This is a genomic window from Streptomyces sp. NBC_01197 (assembly GCF_036010505.1).
Classification (GTDB): Bacteria; Actinomycetota; Actinomycetes; order Streptomycetales; family Streptomycetaceae; genus Streptomyces.
The window spans coordinates 7561137-7587725 of the sequence record NZ_CP108569.1; the positions used below are offsets into that span (position 1 = coordinate 7561137).

General features: G+C 67.6%; 23 protein-coding genes and 2 pseudogenes. 7 read left to right on the forward strand and 18 right to left on the reverse strand.

Annotated features, from left to right (window positions below; genetic code table 11):
* Positions 1–45: 45 nt before the first annotated feature.
* From OG452_RS34560 to OG452_RS34575, 4 genes are all read right to left on the reverse strand, one after another.
* A complete protein-coding gene (locus OG452_RS34560; RefSeq protein WP_327293556.1) occupies positions 46–360 on the reverse strand; it encodes a nuclear transport factor 2 family protein in 315 nt (104 codons plus the stop codon).
* Between the two features lie 85 nt (positions 361–445).
* The gene (locus OG452_RS34565; RefSeq protein WP_327293555.1) at positions 446–1210 is read right to left on the reverse strand and encodes an SDR family oxidoreductase; all 765 of its coding nucleotides are present in this window, start codon (positions 1208–1210) and stop codon (positions 446–448) included.
* 157 nt (positions 1211–1367) lie between these two features.
* On the reverse strand, positions 1368–2243 hold the full coding sequence (locus OG452_RS34570) for an AraC family transcriptional regulator (RefSeq protein ID WP_327293554.1): 876 nt from the start codon (positions 2241–2243) through the stop codon (positions 1368–1370).
* A 241-nt stretch (positions 2244–2484) separates the two neighbouring features.
* Positions 2485–3222: an IclR family transcriptional regulator gene (locus tag OG452_RS34575; RefSeq protein WP_327293553.1), complete on the reverse strand. Its 738-nt coding sequence runs from the start codon at positions 3220–3222 to the stop codon at positions 2485–2487.
* A 105-nt stretch (positions 3223–3327) separates the two neighbouring features.
* Here OG452_RS34575 and OG452_RS34580 point away from each other — a divergent pair, with 105 nt between their 5' ends.
* Positions 3328–3801, forward strand: a complete 474-nt coding sequence (locus OG452_RS34580) for a helicase associated domain-containing protein (protein ID WP_327293552.1) — start codon at positions 3328–3330, stop codon at positions 3799–3801.
* On the opposite strand, the gene OG452_RS34585 is transcribed toward OG452_RS34580, so the two are convergent.
* Positions 3761–4816, reverse strand: a complete 1056-nt coding sequence (locus OG452_RS34585; RefSeq protein WP_327293551.1) for a hypothetical protein — start codon at positions 4814–4816, stop codon at positions 3761–3763. The two genes, OG452_RS34580 and OG452_RS34585, sit on opposite strands and share 41 nt — an antisense overlap.
* Before the next feature lie 183 nt (positions 4817–4999).
* On the opposite strand from OG452_RS34585, the gene OG452_RS34590 reads away from it, so the two are divergent.
* From OG452_RS34590 to OG452_RS34605, 4 genes and pseudogenes are all read left to right on the forward strand, one after another.
* The gene (locus tag OG452_RS34590; RefSeq protein ID WP_327293550.1) at positions 5000–5263 is read left to right on the forward strand and encodes a helix-turn-helix transcriptional regulator; all 264 of its coding nucleotides are present in this window, start codon (positions 5000–5002) and stop codon (positions 5261–5263) included.
* 155 nt (positions 5264–5418) lie between these two features.
* Positions 5419–6276 carry a DUF6083 domain-containing protein gene (locus tag OG452_RS34595; protein ID WP_327293549.1) on the forward strand — a complete coding sequence of 286 codons (858 nt, stop codon included), beginning with the start codon at positions 5419–5421 and terminating at the stop codon, positions 6274–6276.
* A 163-nt stretch (positions 6277–6439) separates the two neighbouring features.
* Positions 6440–7906 (forward strand): UvrD-helicase domain-containing protein, encoded by a 1467-nt coding sequence (locus tag OG452_RS34600; RefSeq protein WP_327299465.1) that lies wholly within the window; start codon positions 6440–6442, stop codon positions 7904–7906.
* Between the two features lie 159 nt (positions 7907–8065).
* Positions 8066–8404: pseudogene (locus tag OG452_RS34605) on the forward strand (helix-turn-helix domain-containing protein); the annotation flags it as partial.
* 36 nt (positions 8405–8440) lie between these two features.
* On the opposite strand, the gene OG452_RS34610 reads toward OG452_RS34605, so the two are convergent.
* The 3 genes from OG452_RS34610 to istA form a co-directional block, all read right to left on the reverse strand.
* Positions 8441–8827 (reverse strand): VOC family protein, encoded by a 387-nt coding sequence (locus OG452_RS34610; protein WP_327293548.1) that lies wholly within the window; start codon positions 8825–8827, stop codon positions 8441–8443.
* Positions 8828–8922: 95 nt separating this feature from the next.
* The gene (gene istB / locus OG452_RS34615; protein WP_327293547.1) at positions 8923–9693 is read right to left on the reverse strand and encodes an IS21-like element helper ATPase IstB; all 771 of its coding nucleotides are present in this window, start codon (positions 9691–9693) and stop codon (positions 8923–8925) included.
* Positions 9690–11108: an IS21 family transposase gene (istA, locus tag OG452_RS34620; RefSeq protein WP_327293546.1), complete on the reverse strand. Its 1419-nt coding sequence runs from the start codon at positions 11106–11108 to the stop codon at positions 9690–9692. The genes istB and istA overlap by 4 nt, the downstream gene beginning before the upstream one ends.
* A gap of 123 nt (positions 11109–11231) precedes the next feature.
* Here istA and OG452_RS34625 point away from each other — a divergent pair.
* Positions 11232–12066, forward strand: a pseudogene (locus OG452_RS34625) (IS630 family transposase); the annotation flags it as partial.
* 137 nt (positions 12067–12203) lie between these two features.
* Here the strand turns inward: OG452_RS34625 and OG452_RS34630 are convergent.
* The 6 genes from OG452_RS34630 to OG452_RS34655 form a co-directional block, all read right to left on the reverse strand.
* Positions 12204–14609, reverse strand: coding sequence for a SpoIIE family protein phosphatase (locus OG452_RS34630; RefSeq protein WP_442810145.1), 2406 nt, complete (start codon positions 14607–14609; stop codon positions 12204–12206).
* Positions 14610–14797: 188 nt separating this feature from the next.
* Entirely contained in the window at positions 14798–15019 is a 222-nt protein-coding gene (locus OG452_RS34635) for a hypothetical protein (protein ID WP_327293544.1), read from the reverse strand.
* Positions 15020–15053: 34 nt separating this feature from the next.
* Complete coding sequence (locus tag OG452_RS34640) at positions 15054–15788, reverse strand: NADPH-dependent F420 reductase (RefSeq protein WP_327293543.1); 735 nt, start codon at positions 15786–15788, stop codon at positions 15054–15056.
* A gap of 704 nt (positions 15789–16492) precedes the next feature.
* Positions 16493–16999, reverse strand: a complete 507-nt coding sequence (locus OG452_RS34645) for a flavin reductase family protein (protein WP_327293542.1) — start codon at positions 16997–16999, stop codon at positions 16493–16495.
* Between the two features lie 488 nt (positions 17000–17487).
* Positions 17488–17958: a riboflavin kinase gene (locus OG452_RS34650; RefSeq protein ID WP_327299464.1), complete on the reverse strand. Its 471-nt coding sequence runs from the start codon at positions 17956–17958 to the stop codon at positions 17488–17490.
* A 382-nt stretch (positions 17959–18340) separates the two neighbouring features.
* The gene (locus tag OG452_RS34655) at positions 18341–19525 is read right to left on the reverse strand and encodes an LLM class flavin-dependent oxidoreductase (RefSeq protein WP_327293541.1); all 1185 of its coding nucleotides are present in this window, start codon (positions 19523–19525) and stop codon (positions 18341–18343) included.
* Positions 19526–20044: 519 nt separating this feature from the next.
* Between OG452_RS34655 and OG452_RS34660 the strand changes: the two genes are divergently transcribed.
* Complete coding sequence (locus tag OG452_RS34660; protein WP_327293540.1) at positions 20045–21082, forward strand: helix-turn-helix domain-containing protein; 1038 nt, start codon at positions 20045–20047, stop codon at positions 21080–21082.
* A 73-nt stretch (positions 21083–21155) separates the two neighbouring features.
* On the opposite strand, the gene OG452_RS34665 is transcribed toward OG452_RS34660, so the two are convergent.
* From OG452_RS34665 to OG452_RS34680, 4 genes are all read right to left on the reverse strand, one after another.
* Positions 21156–21722: a zinc-binding dehydrogenase gene (locus tag OG452_RS34665; protein ID WP_327293539.1), complete on the reverse strand. Its 567-nt coding sequence runs from the start codon at positions 21720–21722 to the stop codon at positions 21156–21158.
* Between the two features lie 312 nt (positions 21723–22034).
* Positions 22035–22955, reverse strand: a complete 921-nt coding sequence (locus OG452_RS34670) for an SDR family NAD(P)-dependent oxidoreductase (protein WP_327293538.1) — start codon at positions 22953–22955, stop codon at positions 22035–22037.
* A gap of 69 nt (positions 22956–23024) precedes the next feature.
* Complete coding sequence (locus OG452_RS34675) at positions 23025–24338, reverse strand: dihydrolipoamide acetyltransferase family protein (protein ID WP_327293537.1); 1314 nt, start codon at positions 24336–24338, stop codon at positions 23025–23027.
* 17 nt (positions 24339–24355) lie between these two features.
* Positions 24356–26539, reverse strand: a complete 2184-nt coding sequence (locus OG452_RS34680) for an alpha-ketoacid dehydrogenase subunit alpha/beta (protein WP_327293536.1) — start codon at positions 26537–26539, stop codon at positions 24356–24358.
* Between the last annotated feature and the right edge of the window lie 50 nt (positions 26540–26589).

Sequence of the window (26589 nt, forward strand, 5' to 3'; positions counted from 1 at the left end):
CGGGGGGGGGCGATGTCACGGGTCGGCCCAAGGGGCTGGCCCGGCTCAGGCTTGGCCGGTCTCGAAGCGGCTGATCTTGCCGCCGGTGACGGTGAAGGTCCATCGCGTGCGCATGCTGCCCCAGGTGGAGTTGGTGTAGACGGCGGTGAGGGTGCGTCCGTCGGAGGAGGCGCTCTCGACGTCCATGCGGCCGTTCGAGGTGAAGATCTCCTTCTCCGTCCACAAGGACAGTTCGCGGTCGGTGCCGTCGTCGGACATGGTGGCGTCCGGGGTGAGGGCGGCGAAGAAGGCGTCGCGGTCGCCGGTGTTGAGGGCGTCGACGAACGCGGCCACGGCGGGATCGGTGAGCTGGGCGGTCATGGGTCCCTCCGGGGGTCGGTGCGGGAGAAGGACGACCGGCCCGGCAGGCGGCGGATGATCGCGTCGCCCGTCGGGCCGGCGTCGGTCAGCGGGTGGTGTAGCCGCCGTTGAGGAAGAGGGTCTGGCCATTGGCCCACCAGCCGTCGGTTAGCAGGTGCCGGATCCACGGCACGATGTTCTCGATCTTGGTGAGGTCGCCGTTCATCGCGGACGACTTGTGGTAAGCGACGGAGTCGTCATCCTCCGCCGGGTAGAAGAAGGGGGTGTCCATCGGTCCCGGGGCGATGGTGTTGACCGAGATGTTCCGGCCGAACAGCTCCTTCGACAGGGCCCGGGTGAAGTGCTCGACCGGGGCCTTGCTGCCCGCGTACGACGAGTACAGGCCTGTGTAGGCGGCCAGCAGTGAGGTGACGATCGTGATGATTTTCCCGCCGTCCTCGATCCGGCGGGCGGCCTCTCGCATCACGAAGAACGCGGCCTTGGAGTTGACCGCGAACATGCGGTCGTACTCCTCCTCCGTGATCTCGGTGAGCGGCTTCTTCAGGACCATGCCGGCGGTGTTGATGCTGTAGTCGAGCCGGCCGAACCGGTTCACGACCTCATCGAAGACCCGCTCGACCTCGGAGACCTGGGTCAGGTCGGCCTGGACTGCGAACGCCTCGCCCGGCCCCTTGTTGATCTGCGCGACGACATCCTCGGCTTTGGCCCGAGAGGAGTCGCTGTTGTAGTGCACCGCGACCAGAGCGCCCTCCGCGCCCAGCGTGGTGCTGATCAGCCCGCCGAGGTTGCGGGATGCGCCGCCGACGAAGGCGACCTTGCCGTTGAGCGTCTTGTCCGGGGTGTTGACCATGACGGCCCTCCTGCGGCGTTCCGAATGGGGACGGGGCACGCCCTGGCGGACACCGAAGGCATGCCATGTCCCACAGACTCACACCGGAAGGGGTGGCGCATCTTGAACGATCCGATCACCGGTGGAACAAACCGCCCCTTGACCTCCCGCGGGATCGTCAGAGCCCGTCGTTGCCGTCCCGCAGCACCTGCGGGGTGGTGCCCTCATGGCGCCGCATCATCCGCGTCAGGTGGCTCTGATCGGCGAATCCCGCCTCCGCCGCGATTTCTGCGATCGGCCTGCTGGACCGTGTCAGCTCACGCCGCGCGTGCTCCAGGCGTCGCTGCATCACGTACTGGTGGGGGGACTGTCCGGTCGACACCTTGAAGACCCGCGCGAAGTGGGACTCGCTCACACCCGCCACGGCTGCCAGTTCCGCCAATGTGACCTTCTGGGAGAGGTTGGCGTGGATGAAGTCCACGACCTCGGCCAGACGGCGCGGTGACAGCCCACCCGCACGGACCGGCGCTGTACCGCCTTCACCTGCGACGCGCAGCACCACTGCCGCGGCGGCCTGGACCAGCGACTGTGCATACAGCGCGTCCACCGGGCCGGGGCCTGCATACTCCGCCACCAGCCGCTCCACCAGCATCTTCAGCAGCGGATCGGTGAAATGGAACCGCGGGACGAGCTCGACCGGACCTCTGGCCCCGCCTTCGGCTGCCAGCTTCTCCAGCCACACCGGATCGATCCCTAGCAGCAGCAGCTCAACCTCGTCCTGCCATCGAGGCCGCGACGCCCACCCAGCCGGATTGACCAGCGCCTCTCCGGTATGGAACCGCTCCCGGCGAGCCGCCCCGTCTGCCGACCAGCGCAGATTAGCCGACCGGCCGGTATAGACCACGAGTACGTGCACCGGCGGGCCCACCGGCAACGGTGCGACGTCCGAGACCCCTGCAGCGGGCTCTATCGCCCGCTCCGCCACCGCGTGGCCGAGATCGGCGCCACTGGTGGACAGACATCGCAGATGGGGCTTGATATGCGAAACGCTCACCACACCAGTATGAGGCTTCAGGTTGCGACGGCCTGATACGAGGGGGGAGACGGCGGGGCCGGAGGTACTGAGAACCGGGGGCACATCAGGGAGTTCAATCCCAAGTTTCAACGAGTGTTGGCGGCGTTGCTTTCTCCGACGGGGACTGACCGCCAGGCGGAAGCCGCTTTTCCCGTGGGCCGGCCGCGTCTTGATCATATTTCGGCCCCTTTGGCTGAAAAGCGCTGGTCGCCGGGCGGGTTCAGATCATGGTGAGGTCGCGTTCGATCGCCGCCATGGCTACCGACAGGGCGCCGATCCAGGTGGGCAACTGCTCACGGTCGAACCTCGCGGTCGGCAGAGCGAGGGAAAGTGCTGCCGGGGTGCCCGACGGATCGCGAACGACCACTCCGAGCGCGGTGAGTCCGGTCTCGGTGAGCTGGTCGTTGATCGCGAATCCGCGCTTGCGGACCAAGCCGAGCTCGCGGCGAAGCTTGGGCAGGTCAACGCCGTCGACACTGTCATACAACGCAGTCAGCTCATCGGCGGGAAACGTCGCCAGGATCGCCTTGCCGCCCGATGCGAGGTGAGCAGGCAGGGAGCGGCCGGCCCGGTCCCCGACTCTCAGGATTTGTTCGCATTCGACCGTGGCGATGAAACGGACCTCGGGTCCGGCCATCACCATCAGGTTTGTCGACTCCTGCACCCGATCCACCAGTTGGTGCATATGGGGCAGGGCCGTCTGCCGCAGGAGGGCGACTGGAGCCTCCGACACCGCGCTGGGGTGCAGCGCCTTTCCCGCTCGGTAGAGCCGGTCCGGTCCCTGCTCCGCGAAGTCCCGGTAGACCAGCATCGCCAGCAGGCGGTGCGCTGTGGACGCCGAGACCCCCAGGCGTTCGGCCGCGTCCGTCACTCGCAGCGGCCCCTCCTGCTGGAGCAGGGACGCCAGATGCAGAGCGTGGTCGACCGACTCGATGGCGTAGGCGGGTTTGTTCTTCATAGCAGAAAAACCTATCCCACTATGAGGAAATGTCGGCAGTCTCCCTGCCATGACGCAGACCACATACCCGGCGGCACGCGGGACCGCGTCCCTCGTGACCGCTCTGTGCTGGGTGACACCTGGCTGGACCACCAGATCACCTGCCAACCTGAGCTGCACCCCCAGCAGGTCAGCCTCCTGGCCCAGCTCACCGCCCAACACCCCCACGCTCACCCGCACGCGATGCTGCTCCATCCTCCTTCCGGCCCCCGTATGTACGCCTTCCACCGAGGCCTACGAGCCGCCCGGCAATTCCACCAGCGCGAAGGGGAGCTCCACGTCCCCCTCGCTCACCGCGAGGACCTCCAGGGAGACGAAGTGCTCCTGGGCCGCTGGATCAAGAAATGCCGCACACAGACAGCCAGGTTGACCGCATCGCAGATCGCCGCCGTGACCGCCCTCGGTATCCAGCCGGACCCGCTCTTCCAGCCTCCCCCGCCCACCTCGACCGACCAGCCCACGGACGACACCTGGTGGGCATCACCGGAAGACCGCATGGCTACACCAGGCGTCGTGGGATGGCCGCAGCCCCGCTCCTGACCTCAGCCCTGATCCAGCACAGTTCATCCGCGTCAAGGTCCCACCACCACGCTGCGATCACGGACGCGTCCACCAGACGACGGAGCGCAGCCTCCATGGCGACGGGATCGAGCCCGCACCCGCGGTGAAGCTGCCCAGAATCGATTCGTCCGGCGCGCCCTGCGGGGGAGCGGTGAGCCGCCAGAGCCAGAGCAACCAGTCGTTCTGAGACCGGCAAAGTGCGCACCGCGGGTACCGTCGCGACCCGTAGCGCCCAGTCGCAGGCCCGCAGCCGCTCGGACCGCGCCGGCTCCGGGAACAGCAGGGTGACGTCCAGCAGTTGTGCGGTGATCGCGGCACCCCGCCAGGGCCCCTCGAGCTCCAGCCAGCCCACCTCCCGCAGCTCCTCCGCCAGGGCGGGCGGGCGGCTCATCCGCATGCTGCGAAGAAGACCGCCGGGGAGACGGACGAGTCCGGTACGGCCGGATCTCAGCGCGCCCTGCACAGCGAGCAGGCGCGCTTGTGGCGTGACGGTCTCAGGGAGAGCGGCGGCCAGGTAGGACAGCATGTTTCCCACCAGCGCCCACGCCTGCTCATGGGGCCCTGGCTGGCCGCCCGGGCCGGCGGGCCTGGCCGGTGCGGGCGGCTCGGCCTTCGGGCCCGGGTCGGTCTCGGGGACGATGGCGGCGTGCTGGGTGGCGGCGGCACAGGCGGTGCAGGTGTCTGCCAGGCGCCAAGTGCGGCCGCTGTGTTCGCGGGCGAGGACCAGAATGACGGGGCCGGAGCAGCCGCGGTGGCGGGGGTGCCAGCGGCAGCCCCGCTCGTGGCACTGACAGGTCCGCAGATACGGCGCGAGCGCATCACGCCGCGCGTGACGGGCGAGGTGCGCCAGGACTGCGGCGCGCGCCGAGGGCAGGGTGAACGATCCACCGTCCGGTGTGCACTGGGGGCAGACGAGTACGCAGTCGCCCTGGTGCGGACGCAGTTCCACGGTCCAGGTGCGGCACCGCAGGGGTTCGGGGGTGCGGGGCCTCATCGGGCGGGACCTTTCTCTGTGTTCCGCATCGCTGCGCGTGTGCTCCCGCCGTGCGGCGCGGGAGTGGGGGACGGGCCCGCACCTTAGTGCAGACCTCTGCCCTGCGCACCTCGGCCCTCACCTGCACAAATAGGGCAGAGGTCTGCACTGACAGGGCAGGTGTCTGCACCGTCGGATGGTGGAGTGACGATCTTCCCGCCCGACCCCAACCTCGCCGCCCTGCGCCTGCAGCTGGCCCGGCTCCGGGGCGCGCGCGGATGGACCTACGACGAACTGGCCCGCCGCAGCGGCCTCTCCCGGCGTACCCTCATCGAAATCGAGCAGGGCCGCACCACCGGATCCCTCCCCTCCTGGCACGCCCTGGCCCACGCCCTCGGCGTTCCTGTCGATCAGCTACTCGGCGCCCTCTGCGAGGACCACGAGCCTCCCGCCGAGCCCACCGACTGACACCGCCCAGCCCCGAGCGGAATCACCCGATCCATTCACCAGGCCGAACATCAGGCCGGACAACCGCACGCCCGTTCCCATGGATTGGGCCAAACGCGGGACATCCACCGCCCGGACACCTCCCGCACGGCGCGGCGCCTGCCACCTTCACCGCCATGCACCCCACCACCGCGTCCGGTCACCACTGGGACGGCAGCTCCCTCCGCCCCCACCGCCCACGGGTCCTGCGCGTCGCCGAGACCAGCCCCACCCGCCTGCTGCGCACCGCCCAGCCCGGCACCTGCCGCCACTGCGGCAACCGCATCCACTGGTACCCGCGCACGGGCCACCACCTCATCGCCCTGCACCCCCACGAACTACCCACCCGTACCGGCCCCGCAACCAGCCGCTGGCACGTCTACGCCGGCACCGCTCACCCCCACGCCGACGGCACACCCTGGTGCTCCATCCCGCACACCGACCTCTGCCCTGCCGAAGACCCGCCCGCCCAGCTCACCCCCCAGCTCACCGAGCTACGCCGCGGCCTCGCCCTGCGCACCCGCCGTCTTCTCGACCATGGCTTCCTCTCCCCACCGCCCGAACAACCCACGCCGTCTCCAGGGGCCCCGTGCCAGCCGGCACGGCCCGTCGTGCAGCTCCTCCAAAGCCGCTACCTTGCCCGCCACCCCATCGAGGACATCCGGTGCGTGGCCCAGACCCGCCGACGCCACCGCTGCCCCCGCCCCGTCCTCGACCCCCAAGGCCCGGCCGGCGTTTGGACCCTGATGCCAGCACCCGTCGGCCATGGACAACTGGCTCTGCCCGAAACGCTGATGGCCGTCTACGACCTCACTTCGCTCCCGTACCCAGAGCACCTGCGCTGGCGCACCCAGCGTTGCCCCAGCCACGCCACGGCCCCCGGCGCGGCCGACCTCGCCCTCGCGGACTGGGAGATTTTCGACCCGCTCCTGCACCATCAGCACATGCACCCTCGCCTGCCCACCACCTCCCGTCGGCCCAGGAACGGTTCATGACCCGCACCACCCCACGAGCTTCCGCTCGCCCCGACCAGGACATGTCCCCGCACAGGATCGGTTCTGCTTCGCCGGGCCCGAGCGAGCCGGGCCGTCAGCCACGGCCGATTCCGGCGGCCGCGGTTCGCGTCCTTGAACCGATCCGTTTCATGGAGTGCCCGTGCTGAAGCCCACCGACGAACAGGTCGCAGCCGCTGACGCCTTCCGTGCCGGCCAGCACCTTGCCCTTCAGGCAGGCGCCGGTACCGGAAAGACCTCCACCCTGGCCCTGCTCGCTGCCGCCACCCCTCGCCGCGGCCGCTACCTCGCCTTCAGCAAGGACATCGCCACCGCCGCAACCTCCCGATTCCCGCGTACCGTCACGTGTAAGACCACCCACGCGCTGGCCTTCGCCGCCACCGGCCACCGCTACCTGCCCCGCCTCAACGGCCCCCGCCAAAGCGGCTGGAGAGCCGGCCGGGCCCTGGGCATCACCCAGCCCCTGCGCATCGGGGACCACGACATCACCCCCGCAGCCCTGTCCTACGCCGCCCTGCACGCCGTGACCCGCTTCTGCCACTCAGCCGACCCCGTCATCACCCGCCGCCACATCCCCCAACTCCGCGGCCTCGAAGGACAGGGCTATACCCAACTGGCGGACGCTGTCCTGCCCTTCGCACACAAGGCATGGGCCGATCTCCAGCACCCTGAACACGGCGCCGTGAGCTTCGGACACGACCACTACCTCAAGATCTGGGCCCTCACCGAACCCAAGATCGACGCGGACTACCTCCTCCTCGACGAAGCCCAGGACACCAACCCCGTTGTCGAGCAGGCCTTCAACGCCCAGCGTGCCCACGCCCAGCTCGTCATGGTCGGCGACTCCGCCCAGGCCATCTACGGCTGGCGCGGCGCCAAGGACGTCATGACCGGCTTCAACGGCACCCCCCTGACTCTCTCCCGGTCCTTCCGCTTCGGCCCCCGCCTGGCAGCCGAAGCCAACCGGTGGCTCACCATCGCCGACGCCCCCATCCGACTTCAGGGCTCCGACACCGTCCCCACCGAACTCACCGACGTGCCCCAGCCTGACGCCATCTTGTGCCGGACCAACGTGGGCACCATCACCCACGTCATGAACCTCCTCGACACCGGCCACCGCGTCGCCCTCGCCGGCGGCGGAAAATCCCTGCAAGCCCTCGCCCACGCCGCCCGCGCCCTCAAAGATGGCCGCCCTACCCGCCACCCCGAACTCATCCTCTTCCGCTCCTGGGGAGAGCTCCAGGACTACGCCGACCGCGACCCCACCGGCGGCGACCTGAAACCCCTGGTCGATCTCATCGACCAGCACGGGGCAGACGCGATCCTCACCGCCATCGGCCACCTCGTCGACGAACACCATGCCCAGGTCACCGTGACCACCGCCCACAAAGCCAAAGGGCGCGAATGGCCGAACGTACGCATCGCCGACGACTTCCACCCGCCCAAAGACAGCGAGGAAAAGGACGACCAGGGCAGGCCGCTGCCAGGGCCCATCGACGACACCGAAGCCCGCCTCGCCTACGTAGCAGTCACCCGCGCCCGCCACCGCCTCGAACGAGGCAGCCTGTCCTGGATCGACCACCACCCGGCGGGAAACACGGACACGGACTAGATGTATTGATCACGGACGTTGTTGACACGGGGGTCTTGATCGAAGGCGAAGACCTCCGGTGTGGTGTAGTGTTTAGTGCCGCGTCAGGCAACGTTCGCCTCGTTGTGACGTGTCGTCTGGTTGCTGCGCCGAGCGGTATCGGTTGGCCAAAATGGTCGTGTGGCTGAACGTGTGCGGGTCCGTGAGAGCGATGATGACGAGGGGCGGCGTCTGCTGCGGATCATCCGCAGGGGCACTGGGTCGGTGGTGACCTGGCGGCGGGCTCAGATGGTGCTGCTGTCCGCGCAGGGCATGCCAGTGGCGAGGATCGCTGAGGTGTCGTTCACCAGCGACGACCGGGTCCGCGATGTGATCCACAACTTCAACACCGACGGCTTCCACTCGCTCTACCCGAAGTACAAGGGCGGACGGCCGAAGATCTTCACGCTGCCCGAGCGCTGCGAGATCAAGAAGATTGCCAAGTGTCCCCGTACTGTTCTGAGTGCTCCACCAAGTACGGAGAAATGTGCACCAGTCTCAGAGGGACGGTCGTGCTCAGACCAGGGTGGAGATGCAGAACGGGTGGCCTGCGGGATCCAGCAGGACCCGCCACCGGTCGGGGTCCGGCTGGAATTCGGGCTTGACGGCTCCCAGAGCGAGCAGGCGAGCCTGAGCGGCGTCCAAGTCGTCGACGCCTAGTTCTATATGGGCCTGCTTCTCCTGGGAGGGATCCGGCCAAGTGGGGCGGCGGTAGTCGGTGAGCCGGTTGAATCCCAGTCCTGCAGCTCCCTCTCGGCCGAGCAGGATGAAATCCTCGGTGGAGAGGACCACAGGCAGGCCGAGGGCCTTTCCGTAGAAGTGGGCCAGCTCAGCGGGGTCAGGGCAGTCGAAGGTGACAGCCGAGTAGCGGAACGTGGATGCTGACGTGTCTTCATGGCTCATGGGCGGGACGGTATTAGGGATCTAGGACAAGCTGGGTCCTATTTGTGATGTGGTCGGCACGTTCGCTCACCTTCTGCGATTGGCCTCCTGGTCGCTCAGGCCACGTCTGTGTCCCGCTCGATGGCCTGGAGCCGGTTCTTGAGCCGGTAGCTGTTGCCGTTGATAGAGACGACTTCGCAGTGGTGGAGGAGGCGGTCGAGGATGGCGGTGGCGAGGACCTCGTCGCCGAAGACCTGACCCCACTCGCTGAAGGTCTTGTTCGAGGTCAGGATGACCGAGCCCTTCTCGTAGCGCTTGGAGATCACCTGGAAGACCAGGTTCGCTTCCGCGCGTTCGAGGGGTTGGTAGCCGACTTCGTCGACCACGAGGACGCTGGGCCGCAGGTAGGTGCCGAGCTTATTGACCAGCCGTCCGGCGGCCTCGGCGGTCTTGAGGTGACGGACCATGTCGTCGAGGGTCGTGAAGTAGATCGAGTAGCCGGCCCGGCAGGCCGCGACGGCCAGGGCGACGGCGATGTGCGTCTTGCCGACTCCCGGCGGGCCCAGCAGGGCCGCGTTGGCCTTGGCCTCGACGAACGAGAGGGTGGCGAGGTCTTTGACCTTGCGGGGGTCGAGGTCGGGCTGGAAGGAGAAGTCGTACTCATCGAGCGTCTTGTGGTGCGGCAGCTTCGAGGTCCGCAGCCCTTGGCGGAAGCGACGGTCGTCGCGGACCGCGAGTTCCTCGGAGAGGACCAGGTCGAGGAAGTCGAGGTAACCCATCTTCGCCTCGTCGGCCCGGCGGGTGAACTCGTTGATTGTCTCCGCGAGATGGGGCAGGCCGAGCTTGCCGGCCGTGGTGCGGATGCGGTTGCCGGTCAGCTGGCTCAAGAGCGTTCCTTCGTCGCGCGGTGGGTGGAGAAGGGGCGGGTGCCGGTCAGTTCGTCATAGACGGACAGCGGGCGGCGGCCAACTTCGACGCTGGCGGCTGCGGCCCGGTTCAACAGGGCTTGCAGCGGGCCGGCTTCGAGGCCCAGTGGCTGGTCATGGCGAGGCCGGGGGACCACGTCGCCGGTGGTGACGCGCCGGTTGTCGCCCTTGGGCAGGCCGTCCCAGTGCTTCTCGTCGACGACACGCGCGCCGCGGCCGACTGCCCGCGGATGGACAGCCAAGAGGGTCCCGCCGCTGGCGTCGGGGACGGTGGAGTGCAGGCTGATCTGCGACTTCGTGGCCCGGACCTCGACCAGTTGACGGGGGCGGACCTTGCGGGCTGGCACCGAGTAGAGGTTCGCGTCGAAGGCGACCAGGCAGTCCTTGCCGACGTGCCGCAGATGCCGCTGGGCGACCACATACGGAGTCGGCGGCGGCGGCCGCAGGGCCACATGATCGCGCACGGCCCGGTGCCCGATGACCTCGCCGTGGGTGCCGTGCACCTTCGCCCTCCGCAGCGGCACCCAGGCGGCGAAGGCGGCATTCATCTCCTGGATCGAGGAGAAGGCCCGTCCGGACAGCACGTGGTCTCGGACGATCAGCACTTGCCGTTCGACCCGGCCCTTCCCTGTCGGCCGATAGGCGGCCAGGACATCGATATCGAAGTCGTAGTGCCCGGCGAACGCGACCGCTTCCGGGTGCAGCGGGACCGCCTCGCCCGGTGCGACGTGCCGGCGCACGACGGTCTTGGTGCGGTCGTAGACGATCGTCATCGGCACCCCGCCGAAGTGCGCGAACGCCTGCCGATGGCAATCGAAGAAGCTCGCCAGATCCTGGCTGGTGGTGAAGCAGCAGAACGGATCACGCGAGTACGACAGAGTCATATGGAACGAGTAGACCTTCGGGATCCCCACGTGGGCGAGGATCTTGCCCTCATCGCCCCAGTCGCACTGGGCCTGGGCGCCCGGGACTACCTCGAACCGGCGATGCAGACCCGCCAGTTCACCCGGACTAATACCGAGATCCTCGGCAATCCGGGGCCGGGCCTCCTGAAGATAGATCTTGACCCGCTGGTAATTGATGGTGACCCCGTACTCCGACGCCAGACGCTCGTGGATCACCGATGCCTTCAAAAGGATCTCTGACCTGAGCATCGCGTCGATCAGCGGCGCCACCTCGTCGACCGCCCGTCGCTGCTGTCGGCCCTCGGCCGTGCGCTTCGGCGGCGCGACGGGAGCCTCGCCCGACAAGTATTTCGTGACCGTGCGACGGTTCAGCCCGGTCTCCTTCGCGATCTCCCGCAGGCTCATCGCACCGGACTCGTACAGACCGCGAAACCGCCTCAACTCCAGCCAGCGATGCGGGTCCAAGACCACCTCAGCCTCCCCTCTACCACCCCGTGACCGATGACAGAACACTCGCGGGACCCACCCGCCACCGCATCAACTTTGGTGCACTCTCATCCGTACGAGATGGTGCACGATCACCTGTACGCCGACACCAAGTCCAAGCCGACTGAGCACGACCTGCCGTTCTCGACCTGGAGTCTGACCAAGCTGGCGGACTTCCTGGTTGCCGAGGGGGTGGTCGACGACATCAGCCACGAGGGCCTGCGCATCCTGCTCCGCGAGGAAGGCGTCTCCTTTCAACGCCTGAAGACCTGGAAGACCTCCCGCGACCCCGACTACGCGGCCAAGAAGGCACGCGTCGAGCACCTCTACGCCGTCGCCGACAAGGAGGTCATACCAGAGGACGGCGAGCCCGAAGCCTTCTTCTGCATAGACGAGTTCGGGCCCCTCAATCTGATGCCGCATCCGGGTCGGCAGTGGGCCGAACGCGGTGGCAAGCATAAGGACCCCGACCGTGAACCGCGCCGCAGGCGGCGGGCGACCTACAACTGCTACGGCGGGGTGTGCCACCTGTTCGCGGCCCTGGACCTGGGCAAGGACAAGCTCTATGGCCACATCAAGCCGATCAAGAGGCGGACGCAGTTCCTGGAGTTCTGCCGCTACCTGCGCAGCCTCTACCCGCCCGAGGTGCGGCTCGCGATCATTAGACAACTTCTCCCCGCACCTGACCACGAAGAAGTGCCAGCGGGTCGGCACCTGGGCTGCGGCGAACAACGTCGAGATGGCCTACACCCCGACCAACAGCTCCTGGCTCAACCGCATCGAGGCCCAGTTCACGGCCCTGCGCTACTTCACCCTCGACGGCACGGAGCACGTCGACCACAAGGAACAGGGCAGCATGATCCGCCGCTACATCATCTGGCGAAACCGCCACGCCGACGACCAGCGTCTACGCGCCGTCGTCGACAGGGCAAACGTTGCCTGATCCGGCACTAGACTCTCCACCGCCAGGGAGTTGACCAGCAGAAACACAGAAGTACGGCTGTATGTCAAGCTGTCGGCGAGGGGCCTGCTCAGCAAATCCGTTTCCAACGGCCCCCGGCGCGCGCGAGATCCGCCGTGCTACGTCGCGGTGGCGAGCGGCAAGAGCTGCTCCGCCCAGATGGTCTTGCCGGATTGGTCGTAGCGGCTGCCCCAACGCGAGGTGAGTTGGGCGATGAGGAACAGGCCACGGCCACTCTCGTCGGCCCAGCGGGCCCGGCGCAGGCGGGGCTGGGTATTGCTGGGGTCAGTGACCTCGCAGATGAGCGTGGTGACGTCGTGGATCAGGCGCAGGCCGATGGGGCCGCCGGCGTAACGGATGGCGTTGGTGACCAGTTCACTGACCACCAGTTCGGTGGTGAAGGCCAGGTCGTCCATCCCCCAGGCGGCGAGCTGCTGGAGGGTGGCCTCGCGGGCATCGGTGACGACGGCGGGGTCGGCCTGGAACTCCCAGGCGGCGGTGGCCTGCGGCGGCAGGACGCGGGTGCGGGCCAGGAGCAGGGCGATGTCGTCGCGTGACGGACTGTCGGCGGCTTCGGCGAGCAGAGCGCGGCCGGTCTCCTGCAGGGGGCCGTCTGGGCGGTAGTGCGCTGCCAGGCGTTCGGTCAGGTACCGCTGACCGGCGTCCACGTCGTGATCGGCTCGTGCGATCAGCCCGTCTGTGTACAGGGCGAGGATGCTGCCGGGGGCCAAGTCGATCGTGGTGGTTTCGAAGGGCATGCCACCAACTCCCAGCGGTGGCCCCGGGGAGAGCTCCTCAAGGACGCGGGCGGTGCCGTCCGGCCGGAGAAGAATGGGCGGCGGGTGACCGGCGGAGGCCAGGGTGCAGCAGCCGGTGACGGGGTCGTATAGGGCATACAGACACGTAGCCCCGATCGTGTCCTGCTGTTCGGGGCCGGCCTCGGTGGCAAGTCGGCTGACAAGGTCGTCCAGGTGGGTGAGTAGTTCGGTGGGATCGAGCTCCAGATCGGCCAGGGTCTGAATAGCGGCACGCAGCCGGCCCATGGTGGCAGTGGAGGGCAGGCCGTGGCCGATAACGTCGCCGACGACGAAGGCGCATCTCAATGAGGGCAGCGAGATCACGTCGAACCAGTCGCCGCCGATCTCGGCGCCGCCCCCGGCGGGCAGGTACACCCCCGCGGTGTCCGCCGCCAGGGAGTCGGTGGTGGCCTGCGGGAGCAGGCGCTGCTGGAGGGCGACGGCCGCTCGGTGTTCGCGGGTGTAGCGGCGGGCGTTGTCCACGCTCAGCGCCGCCCGGGAGGCGATCTCGGCCAGCAGCTCCGCGTCCTGCTGGTCGAAGGGTTCGCGCTGCTCGGTGCGCCAGACGTCGATGGAGCCGAGCAGCAGGCCGCGCGTGAACAGAGCGGCGCAAACAACCGAGTGCCCACCCTCGGGGACGAACCTGCCGAGAATTTCCGGGGTACCGAATGCATCGACATAGCTCGCCCGGTCAAGGATGACGGCCTCGCCGCGCTGGTAGCCGCGCACCACAGGGTGGTCCGGCCATGGGGGAAATACCTCACCGGGCTGAATGAGCGCGGCCGGCCAGGGACCGGAGGCCGAAGCCACCGAGGCCATGCGCAGGTGCAATTCTCCTCCGCCACGGATCTTGGGGGGCTCCTCGCCTTCGAGCACGGCCTCTGCCAGAGCCGCATAGGCCAAGTCCCCGAAGGCCGGAACGAGGACATCCACTAGGTCCTGGGCCGTGTGCTTGACGTCGAGGGAAGCGCCGATCTGGACCGAGGCCTGATATCGCAGCTCCAGCTCGCGGCGGGGCCGCTGCTGCCCGGTGACATCTGTGCAGAGCGCGGCCACCCCACTAGCGCGTCCCTGGGCATCATCCAGCCGGAATGCGGACAGCGCGGACCACCGCCCCCCGGGAATCTGCGGCGAGCCCATCCACTGCTCGTGCCTGACCAGCGGCACACCCGTATCGAGTACCCGGCGCAGTGCCGCCTCGGCGCCCTCGGCGTCCTGCGGGGACATCACGTCCGCCAGACGGCCGCCGATGGACAGACCGATGCCGCCGAACATGTCGGGTGTGATGTTGGTCCGCACGACGGTCAGGTCCGAGTCATGGATGCCGATCCCGATTTGGTCCTGAGCGAATAGCGCACGCAGCAAGGCTGCACCCTGCTCCCAGTCGATCACGCGGCGGGCGGGGGCGGCCAGGACGAGAAGCGAGGAGGCCGGCAGCGGCGATACCTGGAAGGCGACCTCGACTACGTCACCGGAGCGGTGCCGCAGCAGTGCCCGCCCCGCGTGCGGAATCCCGGTCTCCTCGGCCTCATCCCGGCAACACCACTCGGAGGTGTCGGCGAGCAGGTCCTCGGCCGGCTTCCCGCAGACTTCCGCCGCCGTCCGTTCCAGCAGTTCCTCGGCCGCGCGGGACCAGCACAGCACAGTGCCTTGAGCGTCGATCACGACCGTCGCGATCTCGCCGAACACGGACGGCCAGGCGTCTCCGCGCCAGGGTGAGGACCGCATCATGCGCACCTCCAGCCAATGACCATTACGTTCAGTATGCATGGTTGAGCCGGTATGTGAGGTTTCCGATGCGATGAGGCCGCAGGGTCGAACCATCGCCGCTCTTGGTCGAGCGCATCTTCTGCACCCTAACGAGGTCGTGCATGGTTGGCGGTGGCACGTCGAGGGCCGAGGTTTGGCCGTCGTGTTCACATGCGCACGCTGCTGGCGATGGTGGCGGTCTGCTGGTGGGAGAGCAGTCCGGCGACGGCTTGGATGATGTCACTCATGTGCTTGCGGCGGCCGTGGTGGCGGGCGAGGGCCCGCCAGTTCTTGAGGTGCCCAATGCCGTGCTCGACGCGAATGCGGCGTGAGGAGTGGGCCTTGCGCTGGCGTTCGGGGCTACGAAGAAGGTGATTGTGATAGTTCAACTGCGGCCCTGTTGTGGGGCCGTGGCCCGTGTGCTCAACGGTGGACGGAGCGGTTCAGCTCGAGGAGCTGCTCCCGCGTGGGCGTGGAGGTGAACTCGAGGACGCGCTCCAGCATGCGGTCCCGGACGTGCGGGGCCGCGTCCCGGTCGGCCGCGTTGAGGGCCTTCTCCAGGTCCTTCAAGTCCAGTTCGGTGCAGTAGACGGGCATCATCGGCTGCTGGCGCCAGGAGTCGGCCAGAGTACCGGCGTCGAAGGGGTCGAATCCGGATTCGTCCACCAGGCGCATGCCCACACGCCGCGCCTCTTCGGAGTCTGCCGCGACCGGCAGTGCGATGCGGTCCGGGGTGCCCGCGGGAGCGTCCATGACCTCGAGCGTTTGTGACAGTACGGCGTTCCACGCCTTGACCACGGGCCGCCCCAGCTGCTCGGTGACCCACAGGCTTTCCACTTGGCCGTTGTCCACCGCCTCGATGGCGCCATCCCGGTGGGGAAAGTAGTTGGAGGTGTCGATGACTACGGTCTGGTCGGGTACGGAGGCGAACAGCGGAGCCACCGCCGGGATTCGCCCGAACGGGATGGACAGAACGATGACGTCCTTGCCCTGAGCGGCGTTGGCCGCGGTCACCGCATGCGCCCCGAATTCCAGTGTCTCGGCATCGATCGTCTCGGGTCCCCGAGAGTTGGCGACCGCGACGTCGTGTCCGCCGGCGCTGAACCTGCGCGCCAGTGTCGTCCCGATCGGCCCAGTTCCAATAACCCCAATTTTCACGAATTATCCCTTTCAAGGTTGCGCCAGCCCCTGGGGAGGTGGGCGATTCGTTATGGACGGCTGCGCGGAGAGAATTCCCGGCACCCCCGCGGGCGCCTAACGATGTCTGTGAATAGGGCGGCCGGTGGCCTACCCCTCGTTGTCCTGTTCGCGGCGTCCGCTCTCAGTGAGTGCACGCAGGCGGCCGAGCGGTTCCTCGGAGGCGTCCCCGAGCCGCGCGATGTCCGCCCGGGGGGGTGCCCCTATGGGGGCGGACGCCGGCCTCCTTGGCCACCGCTGCTACGGAGGTGTCGAGCCCTTCCCTCGGGAAGTGGCGCTGCGCCGCTTTCAGGGGACTGCATGGTTGCGCTGGACGGCTGCACGAGCTTGCGCCTCTGTCGTCCCTCGGCGCTCATGCACCCTCCCGTTGCTTGTGTTTCCGCGGCCACAGCAAAACGGAGCCTGTCTCCGCATGGAGTCGAGCCTAAAACGGATGCAGCCTCCGGTCAAACTCGTCGCGCCGCCCTGAACCTCCGGTCTACCGGATGAGATGACGGGGCAAGCCGTGACGGCCCATTGATCGTCTCCAGCATGCGCTTGGTCGGCGCTGCGGGTAGACGATGGAGGGTTGGTCGTGGTGGGCTGCGAGACCACACCATGGTGTTGTACGGCGGTAACGGTCTTCACAGGAGGAGCAACCTCATCGCGTGCTTGGCGTCGATCGCCTACGCGTCGATGAGTTCCCGGAACTTCGCGCCATGCCAAACGAGCGGCTCGTTCTGGCCGACGCCGAGCTGTTTCACCTCGAGCAGGGCCATCCAGTGGTCACCTGCCTCGGAAACCTCATGGATCGAGCACTCGAGCCACAGCGCTGCGTCTTCGATGAAGATGGCGCCTTCGTCGCCGACTTCGACCGCAACCTGCTCGAAGCGGGCAGCGCGGTCCTTGCCTGCGAGCTTGCGCAGCAGATCGCCCTGGCCTTTGCCGAATATGGATACGCCGAGCGAGTCGGCAGCCTTGATCAGGCCCCATGTCTCAGAAGACTTCTGCACCGCGACCGCGACGAGGCACGGTTCGAGCGACGCGCCCACCATGAAAGACGACGCGACGAGCGCGTGCTTCTCGCCGCCGATGTCGACCGCGAGCACCGCCACGCCGGACGGGAACTGCGCGAACGCGTTTCGGACGATCATCGGGTCGTCGCTGGACGTGCGCACTTTGGACCGGGTCATAAGTCCTCCTCCTTTCGCGGGGCACATGCACGGACCCCACTGTCCGCCCCGTCGCTTGCCTGATCACGTCAAGGTGACCGCGATGGGAACACTGCAACGCTCTGGGTGAGCCAGAGCTGAAAAAACTTCCGTTGTGATTACGGGTATTGCCGACCCGTCGGTACCGCGCCGCGGGACGCCGGCGTCGTGGCGTGGCCGCGGCCCATGCCTGGTCCTGCTCCGGTGCCGACGGGAACTCGTCTGTCGAAGTCGAGTGGGCCGAAGGCGTCGTCAGCTCGGCTTCGTCACGCCGACCCCGCGATGCGGAGACGTCGGCGCGGAGAGCCGTGAATCTGCCGCGAAGAGGCAAGCGGACGTCATGCTTCGGCTGAGTCCGACGCGTCGTGCGAGCAGGCCGACGTCGATCCGTGCGCGCCCTGCGCGACGCTGTGCCTCAACGGCGTCCACAACGCGCAGAATCGCCCACCGAGGCGGCGGCCGACGCGCGGTCATCGCGCGCCCGCTTCGGGTGAAGTTGATGTCGCCCACTTGCGGACGTCCTCAACATCTTTCGCCAGCTGCTCCACAAGGTCCTCGACGTCACGAAACCGTCGCTGGGGGCGGAGGCGGGTCACGAGATGAACCGATATTTGCCGGTCGTACAGATCGATCTCCACGTCGAGAAGATGGGCTTCGAGGAGTCGTTGGCCGTGGCGGCCGTAGAAGGTGGTCCTCCGGCCGACGGAGACCGCAGCGGGCCAGTGTCGGCCGTCATCCTGCGTGACGACTGCGGCGGACCAGACACCGTCCAGGTGAGCGCTGGTCTCCATGGTCAGGTTGGCGGTGGGAAAACCCAGCAATCGGCCGCGGGCATCGCCGTGTTGGACGACGCCGGTGACAACCTGGTCTCGGGACTGAACGCTTTCGATTGCGAACGGCCGGCTCGCGGCCAGGTACTGGGCACGGCTCTGCCGAGTCATCTGCCGCACTAGGATCCTCCTCGCTGCGGTCGGGGGCCACATCAGTTCACGAGCCGTGTCGTCAGTAGTGCTCTGCGACGAGGGCGTTGTTGTCGTAGTCACGCTGGGCCTGCCGGTGACACCACCCGGCCTTTGTGCATTGATCGGCGCCCCAAGACCGGTGTCGGCACGGCAGTGGATCGGGGTGTCTGCAGCGCGCGCCGGGCACTTCGCGTGATGGACGACCTCGGGCGGGGTGAGCCACCCCGCATCCGAAACAGCCTGCCCCCAAGCCGACATCCCGCCGGTATCGCCGGATTCGGTTGGTCCCGTGACGGCGAGCCTGAGCTGTTGAGGGTCAGGGAAGGCCATCTGCCTTCATTCCTTCATGAATGGTCGGACGTCAGGCGCGCAGACCCGCGTCGCGCATGAGCGGGAAGATCTGCTCGTTCATCCGGTCGAGACCCTCGTCGTAATCGACGAGTCCGGTGCAGATGCCCGTGATGCCCGAGTCGTGCAGCTTCTGGAGCCCGTCGACGATCATCTCGGGTGTGCCGACGAGCGGAACGAGACCGGCCCGGAAGAACGTCCTGATGGTCTCGTCCTGCTTCGGGTCTTCGGACTTCTTGTAGTGATCCCAGCTCCACCCGCGGGCATCGCCGTTCTGGATGATGTGCTTGTAGCGGAGGGCGCTCTCGTAATCGCCCTTCTCCTCGATGTACTCGAGGTACTCCTTGGCTTCCTTCTCCGTGTCCTTGCAGATGATGTGCACACCGGACCACAGGCCGAGGTCCTCACGCCCGGCCGCGTCGGCGTTCTCGCGCAGCTTGGGTGTCACCGACTGGCTGTGCTCGACGCTGCCGATCGCCGCGAACAAGATGTTGGCGTGCTTGAACGCGAACTGCTGGCCGGCAGGGCTGGATCCCGCGCTCATCACCATCGGCCCGGGCGTCTGAACGGGCTTGGGCCACGACTGGGCACCCTGGAGGTGGAAGAAGTCCCCGTCGAAGTCGAACTGGTAGTCGTCCTCGACCGCCCAGAGTCGCTCGACGATGGTCATCCACTCGTCGGCCAGCTCATAGCGCTTGTCGTGCTCGGGCACCTCGACGCCGAACATATGGTACTCGGGCTTGAAGTAGCCAGCTGTGGCGTTCAGGCCCATGCGGCCGCCGCTGATGTGGTCGACGGTGGCCATCATCTTCGCCGCCATCACCGGGTGGATGAAAGGAACGAGGCAAGTGGCGAAGATCTGCATGTTCTGCGTCGCTGCTGCCAGGCCTGCTGCCCAGGTGAACGTCTCGTACTGTCGGCCCCACGGGCGGTCGGGGCCCGAGAGCCCCTGCCAGCGGGCGATGGGGATGAACCCGTCGACACCGTAGCGATCGGCCTTCTGGGCGAGCCCCTGGATCTCGTCCCAGTTGCCGAGCTTGATCGTGTTCTCGGCGAGGTTGAGACCGCCCTGGCCGGTCGTTACGTTCGCGCCGAAAACTGCGACCTTGAACTTGTTCGGGCCGCCAATCATGGGGCGCTGAGAACGTGCGACGGTGTGATCGGCTACGAAGTCGCGTGGTGCGATATTTTGCGTCATGGGTTTTCTCCGTACTGTTGCGACTCTGGATACCGAAGGGCGTCCGGCCCATATCGGTTCCTGCGAAGAGGAAGGCGACTGCTGCGATCACGAGCGGCGATGTCGACCCTGTCGCTAGGGGTGACTTCGAACGGTGGGAGTACTCACCGATCTGTTGTGGTGTCGCTGTGTCGGCTTCTCTGTCCCGCTGATGAATGACGCTAGGAGCGCCGGCACCGGACCACCATGGCAAGGGACGCCATCAACGCAGGAAAACGCGCCAAGGTGTCACCACTTGCCGGTTGGTGGCGTGAGATGTAAGGCTTCTGGCGTTACTTCCGACGCCAGGCGGTTCTCCTGTCGCCGCGGCGCTTCCGGAGCGGCACCCCGTCGCCTCAACGAAGAGGAGAGAGAGATGGATTCTCCGACCGTTCCCCCCGGCATTCCAGCGAACATGCCATGCAGTGGAGCGACACCCGTGTCGGCTTCGTCGGCCCCCCTTGGCCGGCCGGTTCCCCAGCGCGGCGAAAGTGCCAAGCGATGAAGCTGAACTCGTACCAGAACTTGCGCGTGCCGAATTTTAGTGTGCACACGTTGTGTCAGCTGCTCGAGGAAGCGGATCTCGACTGGCGAACCGCGCTCGCGAATGCAGAGATCGACCCCGGCGCGCTGAATCGACCGGGAAGTACCATTCCTGCAAAGAAGGAGCTGGCATTCCAGCTTCAGTTCGTTGCTCTCACAAGAGATCGCGTGGATCTTTGGGTGCGGGCAATGCGCGCCTACACGACAAGCACCTACGGCGTTCGCGGAATGGCCCTGGCGACCGCCCCGACCGTTGAGGCGTGGGTGGAAGTTGCCAGCGCAACCGACAATGCCCCTGGGCTCCTCGAAATCATGCCTCTCCGAGCACCGGATGGGACAGTGGTGGGAATTGAATACGCCTACCCTGACGCCCCGGACGAGTTGATCCCGTTCAGCGTGTACCGTGATCTATTTGCCAGCACCCGATCACTCGCGTGGCTGTACGGGGACACCTTCCCTTTCACTCGGGTCGAGGTGCCTATCGCGGAAATATCGCCCGAGGCTTTGGCGTACGTTTCCTGCGGAATCGAATGCGGCGCAGAGGCGTTGCGGCTGCGGTGGAGCCCTGCGACATCGAAGATGGAACTGCCCTTCGGTAACGCCTTCCAGCACGAGGCGTGGGTCAGAGCGGATACCCAGATCATCGACTCGTTCAGGGCGACTGGTGACTGGCCCCACACCGTCGCGAAAGCCATAAGGGCCGCGCCCAATCTCTACCGCACATTGGCAAATGCGGCCGCGGCGCTGCAAGTCTCCCCACGTACCCTGCAACGCAAGCTTGAACTCACGGGCAAGGACTTCGGCCGGGTGCGGGACGAGACTTTGAGTGAACTGGCCTGCGATCTGCTCTCGAATACAGATCACTCCGTATCGGAAATATCCCGCAAGCTGGGCTATACGGATCCGGCCAGCTTCACCATGGCCTTCAAACGGTGGAGGGGGATGCCTCCGACGGCGTTCAGGGAGGCTGCTCGGTACAGCGCCAAGAATTCCTGACGGAAGCGGTGACCGTGACCGTTGGTGTGTCCGCTCGCTCGGCCCCCGGCAGCTTCTTCCGGGGGACGGAGCCTCAGTGATCGTAGGCAGCAACGATGCGGCCGACGGCTCCGCCCTTGCGGAGGCGGTCCAGGCCTTCCGGGATTTCGTGCGGTGCGATTCGGTTGATCGGCGGGTTGGGCAGCTCCGCTGCGCTTGAGTTCGTAGAGCTCGGCGAGGTCCTGTTGTGTGCCCGAGAGGAGCCGAAGGTACGCAGCTGCTTGAAGATGAGGGCCTGGGTGTTCACCGTGGCCTGTAAGCGGCCGAGGCCGACCTGCACGAGCGTCCCGGACTTGCCCAGCGTTTCAACCGCTTGAGCGGTGGTGGTTCCGAAGCCCGCGTAGTCCACGATCAGCGGCAGATCCTTGTCGGCGAACTCGGTGATTGACTCGGCGACGCCCGCCAGCCCGATCTCGGCGGCGAGCTCCCGTGAGGACGGGGAGATGTCGGCGGCGTAGACCTCGGCTCCCTTGAGGACGGCGACACGCGCGCCGATGTAGCCGAGCCCACCCAGGCCGATCACGCCGACCCGCATGCCCTTCTTCAGGCCGCCGACGGTGACCATGGCGTGGTACGAGGTGATGCCCGCGTCGGTCGCCATCGCGCGCACTGGCGGCCCGGATCTTGGGGCCGTAGCCGTCCCAGGCGCCGTAGCCGATGGCGTCGCCGTCGGCCATCACGGCTGCGGCCCGACCCGGTCGCCGACCTTCCAGCCCTCCATTCCGGGGCCGGTACCTCTTCCAGAGTCAGCGGCCGGCCGGTTCCGTGGAATCGCCATGGCTTGATCGGTCCTACTTCTCCTTTGCTGCGGGAGATACGCACGGTCGGCACATCGCCCACCGCCCGTGGATCGTCGGCGAACCGTATGGTCCAACTTGCCGCACTGAGCTTGTCGTTGGCCTGTTCAGTGCGATCACGTGGTTGCAGGGTCGAACACGACGACTCCGGGCTCGACAAGCCGCGCGTCGGTGTTGGTCAGGGTGCCGTAAGGCTGAAGGCGGTCCCGGAACATGTCGTCGAAGGCCCGCTCGACATCCTGTACGGTCCACGAGTCGCGGGTCAGTGGCCGGTCCAGGACCTGGGGGTGGGTCATCAGGTGCAGTTCGCGCCCGTTCGCGAGGCGTACGACCTGGCCGTTCACGCCCTTGCTCAGGTCGGACAGCAAGTAGAGAACGACGGGTGCGTTCGTCGCGGGTGGCGGCGCGACCGCCTGCCCGCCGAAGTACTTCGTATAAGCGGCCGTGCCGGCGTCCATCATGGGCGTGGAGGCATGCGGGGCCATGGCATTGACCCGGATGTCCCCGTCCTGGCCGCCGAACTCGTTTGCCCAGGCGTACGTGAGCGAGGCGACCGCACCCTTGGCCGCCGCGTACGCGCTCATCATCCGCAGACCGACCTGCGCGCCCGAGGTTACGTTGACGATGGACCCGCTGCCCTGCATCGCGGCGAGACCGTGAACCGACATGAAGTAGGTCCCGTAGACGCCGATGTCGATGTGCCGGCGGATATCGGCCTCGGTCTCGGTGCCCGCGACGGTGGGGTTCAGGTAACCGGCGTTGTTCACCAGGCCGTCGAGTTTGCCAAAGCGTTCCACGGCTGCCGCGACGAGCTTCTCGCAGCTGTCCCAGTCGGTGACGTCGGAAACGACCGCGAGCGCCTCGCCACCCGCGCCGTTGATCGACGCGGCGACTGCCTCGACAGACTCCGCGTTGATGTCCGAGATGACGACGCGCGCGCCCTCGGTGACGGCAGCGCGTGCGTACGCCTCGCCGAGACCGCGGCCTGCGCCGGTTATCAGGACATGCTTGCCCCGGAGGACTCCCGTACTGGGCATGATTCAAACTCCCTTGTCTGAGGGGCTGTGCTGGTCTGAGCTGGGTGTCGTGTGCGACCGAACTCGGTGTCAGACCAGCAGCAGCATCGGGTTTTCGATCCGCTCGACGAACGCCGTGAGCCACTGTGCGGCGAGCGCGCCGTCGATCACGCGGTGGTCGGCCGAGAGCGTCACCGTCATCACCGTGCCCACGGCCAGCTCTCCGTCGTCCACGACGGGCACTTGTCGAACCGCGCCGACCGCCAGGATCCCCGCCTGCGGCGGGTTGATGATCGCTGAGAACTCCTGGCTTCCGTACATGCCGAGGTTCGACACGGAGAAGGAGCCGCCCTCGAGCTCGTGCTGCCTGAGGCGCCCGGCCCGGGCGCGCTCGGCGAGGTCCCGCACGGTGAGCGCTATCTCGCTGACGGCCAGCCGGTCCACGTTGCGTACGACGGGCGTGACGAGCCCGCCCTCGATCGCGACGGCCACCGCGACGTCGACAGTGAGGTGGCGGTGCAGGACGGTCTCGCCCCAGGTGGCGTTCGCCTCCGGGATCGCACGCAGGACTCCCGCGACGGCCTTGAGTACGAAGTCGTTGACCGACACCTTGACGTCGGCGACCGCGTTGACCTGCTTACGCAGGGCAAGCAGCTCGTCGACCCGTGCGTCCGCGACGAGGTAGAAGTGCGGCACCGAGGTCTTGCTCTCGGTGAGACGGCGGGCGATCGCGCGCCGCATGGAGGTCAGCGGGACCTCCTCCACGCCGTCCGGGGCGGAGGCGCCAGAGGCTGGCGCCGCAGGCGCGGCGGGTGCCGATGCCGCGGCGGGCGATGCAGTCGCTGCAGGCTCGGCGCCGGACGCCGCCGGGGACATGGGAACATCGCGTCCCTCACGGACCGCGCCCTCGATGTCACGGCGCACGACACGGCCGCTCGGTCCTGTCCCCGTGATCGTGGCGAGGTCGATGCCGTGCTCCTTCGCCAGCCTGCGCACGAGCGGGCTGGTGAAGCGTCGGCCAGAGGGCTCGGCCGGCCCACGTGTGACGGAGCAGGACTGGGGCACGGCGCTCGAGGCCCCCGCCGAGGAGGCGGCGGGCGCAGGCGCAGTGGCTGCAGGGGAGGAGGCCGGTGTCGCCCCGCCGGTCGCCCCCTCCACCCCCTCCACCCCCTCCACGGCCTCGCCCGGCGCGCCGACCGCGACGATCGGGTCTCCGACCGTGACCGTGGCGCCCTCGTCGGCGAAGAGGTGCAGTACGGTGCCCTCAACCTCGGAGGCGTACTCGACGACCGCTTTGTCGGTCTCGATCTCGGCGAGGGCGGTGCCGACGGCGATCTCCTGGCCGAGTGCGACCAGCCAGGTGGTGATCGCGGCCTCAGTGGTGTCGGCGAGTACCTCGGGCATGCGCACGATAGTGGCCATCAGACACCCCCCATCCCGGCGCGGACCTGCCCGATTCCCACGACGACCTCTTCGGTGCGGGCTATGGCGGCGCGCTCGAGCACCTTGGAGATGCTGGGGCTGGCCTCCGAGCCGGTGACCCGCTGGACGGGCTGGTCGAGCCAGTCGAACAGGCGGCGGTGGAGTTCGTCGGCGAGCCACCCGCCGTACGAGGTGCCCTTGGCACCTTGCTCGACGATCAGCACGGCGTTGGTCTTCCTCACCGACGTCTCGATGGTCTCCCAGTCGACTGAGGCGCGGTCGAGCCAGCGCAGGTCGATGACGTCGGCGTCGAGACCGGTCTCCTCGACCGACTCCAGGACGTGGTGGACCATCGACAGGTAGCTGATGATCGTGACGTCGGAGCCCTCGTGCCGCAGCGCGGCCTTGCCGAACGGCAGTTGGTAGTCGAGGTCTTCGGGGATCTCGTCGGCCCGGGCGTACAGGTCGACGTGTTCGATCACGAGCACCGGGTCCTCCAGAGCGAGCGCGGCGTTCATCAGGCCGACGTAGTCGGCGGCCGTCGACGGTGCGACGATCCGCCAGCCGGGGCTGGTCGCGAAGACGCCTGCGGGGTCCATGAGGTGCTGGGAGCCGTACCCGGAGCCCATCGCGACCTTGGTGCGCAGCACGAGCGGCACGGGGTTGACGCCGCCGAACATGTGGCGGGCCTTGCCGATCTGGTTGAAAACCTGGTCGGCGGCGACCCACATGAAGTCGGGGTACATGAACTCGACCACGGGGCGGAAGCGGCCGTCGAGGGCAAGGCCGCCCCCGAGACCGACGAAGGCGTTCTCGCTGATCGGGGTGGGGAGGACGCGTCCGGGGAAGCGCTTGGCCAGGCCTTTGGTGGCTCCGTTGGTGCCACCACCGAGGCGGTGCACGTCCTCACCAATGACGACGATCCGGTCATCCTGCTCCATGCGGCGGCCCATCACGGCCGAGACGGCATCGATGAACTTGCCGCGCTTGCCGACGACCGGAGTGGTCGCCGGGTCGAGCGTGCGCGCGCCGTCCAGCTCGCTGGTGTCACCGCGCAGGCCCACGTCGACGAACTCCGGCTGGGGCCACAGCTCGGGGCGGATGCGCCGCTTGCCGTCGGCATGGGGGTCGGTCTCGAGCAGCTGTGCGGTGACTTCGCGCATCGCCTGCCGCGCCTGATCGCGCACCGAGTCGACCTGGGTCTGGCTCACCAGGCCCAGCCCTTGCATCTCCGTGGCGACGCGCAGCAGCGGGTCGCGCTCGCGCCACGCCGCCTCCTCTTTCTTCGTACGGTAGCCGAAGGCACTGCCGGGATAAGGCCCGTTCTGGTGGAAGAAGCGGTACACCTCGGCCTCGATGACAGCCGGGCCCTCGCCCGCACGCATCCGCTCGCCGGCCTCGGTCGTCGCGAGGTGCACGGCGAGGGGATCCATGCCGTCGACGCGCCAGCCCGGCACGCCGAACCCTTGTCCGCGCACCGACAGGCGGGTGTCGGCGGTGATCTCGGAGACGTGCGTGGAGACGCCGTAGAGGTTGTTCTCGATGAAGAACCCGCTGGGGAGCTTCCACACGGCCGCGAGGTTCATGCTCTCGAGCACGGAGCCGATCTGGGCTGCTCCGTCGCCGAAGTAGTTGATCGTCAGGTCGGTGGTGCCCGCATGCTTCTGCGCCCACGCGTTGCCGGTGGCCATCGGGGCGCCGCCGCCTACGATCGCGTTGGTGCCGAGCGCCCCTGCCTCGAACCACTGCAGGTGCATCGACCCACCGCGGCCACGGCAGTACCCCTGCGCGAGACCGAGGATCTCGGCGAGGGCCTTCTGCAGGACGTCACGGATCTCGGGCGTGACGAGGGCGGTGAGGTCGGAGCGGACACCGCCCACGTGGGTCAGCGCCTTCGCGAGGAACTGGTGGTGCCCGCGGTGGGACCCGTTGACGGCGTCCGTCGAGCGCAGGCCGATGATCGAGCCGACCGCGCCGCCCTCCTGGCCGATGCTCGAGTGGGCAGGCCCGTGGACGAGCCCCTCGCCGGCGAGTTCGAGCACGGTCTCCTCGAAGGAGCGGATCAGGTGCAGCTGGGCCAGCATGCCCGCGAGGAGCGCGGGGTCGGCACGCTTCCAGTCCGCGGGGGTGGTACTCAGCTCGACCCACGGGGTCTGCGTGTCCAGTCGCCGATGCTTCGGCATGGTCGTCCCTTCAGCACACGCCGGCGTGCGCGTCGTCCTCGTGGAAGTGG

Bases quoted from the DNA above. Each gene is read 5' to 3' on its own strand.
- OG452_RS34560 (WP_327293556.1), bottom strand. From the start codon at position 360: ATGACCGCCCAGCTCACCGATCCCGCCGTGGCCGCGTTCGTCGACGCC.
- OG452_RS34565 (WP_327293555.1), bottom strand. From the start codon at position 1,210: ATGGTCAACACCCCGGACAAGACGCTCAACGGCAAGGTCGCCTTCGTC.
- OG452_RS34575 (WP_327293553.1), bottom strand. From the start codon at position 3,222: ATGAAGAACAAACCCGCCTACGCCATCGAGTCGGTCGACCACGCTCTG.
- OG452_RS34585 (WP_327293551.1), bottom strand. From the start codon at position 4,816: ATGAGGCCCCGCACCCCCGAACCCCTGCGGTGCCGCACCTGGACCGTG.
- OG452_RS34595 (WP_327293549.1), top strand. From the start codon at position 5,419: ATGCACCCCACCACCGCGTCCGGTCACCACTGGGACGGCAGCTCCCTC.
- OG452_RS34610 (WP_327293548.1), bottom strand. From the start codon at position 8,827: ATGAGCCATGAAGACACGTCAGCATCCACGTTCCGCTACTCGGCTGTC.
- OG452_RS34630 (WP_442810145.1), bottom strand. From the start codon at position 14,609: ATGCGGTCCTCACCCTGGCGCGGAGACGCCTGGCCGTCCGTGTTCGGC.
- OG452_RS34645 (WP_327293542.1), bottom strand. From the start codon at position 16,999: ATGACCCGGTCCAAAGTGCGCACGTCCAGCGACGACCCGATGATCGTC.
- OG452_RS34650 (WP_327299464.1), bottom strand. From the start codon at position 17,958: ATGACTCGGCAGAGCCGTGCCCAGTACCTGGCCGCGAGCCGGCCGTTC.
- OG452_RS34655 (WP_327293541.1), bottom strand. From the start codon at position 19,525: ATGACGCAAAATATCGCACCACGCGACTTCGTAGCCGATCACACCGTC.
- OG452_RS34660 (WP_327293540.1), top strand. From the start codon at position 20,045: ATGAAGCTGAACTCGTACCAGAACTTGCGCGTGCCGAATTTTAGTGTG.
- OG452_RS34665 (WP_327293539.1), bottom strand. From the start codon at position 21,722: ATGGCGACCGACGCGGGCATCACCTCGTACCACGCCATGGTCACCGTC.
- OG452_RS34670 (WP_327293538.1), bottom strand. From the start codon at position 22,955: ATGCCCAGTACGGGAGTCCTCCGGGGCAAGCATGTCCTGATAACCGGC.
- OG452_RS34675 (WP_327293537.1), bottom strand. From the start codon at position 24,338: ATGCCCGAGGTACTCGCCGACACCACTGAGGCCGCGATCACCACCTGG.
- OG452_RS34680 (WP_327293536.1), bottom strand. From the start codon at position 26,539: ATGCCGAAGCATCGGCGACTGGACACGCAGACCCCGTGGGTCGAGCTG.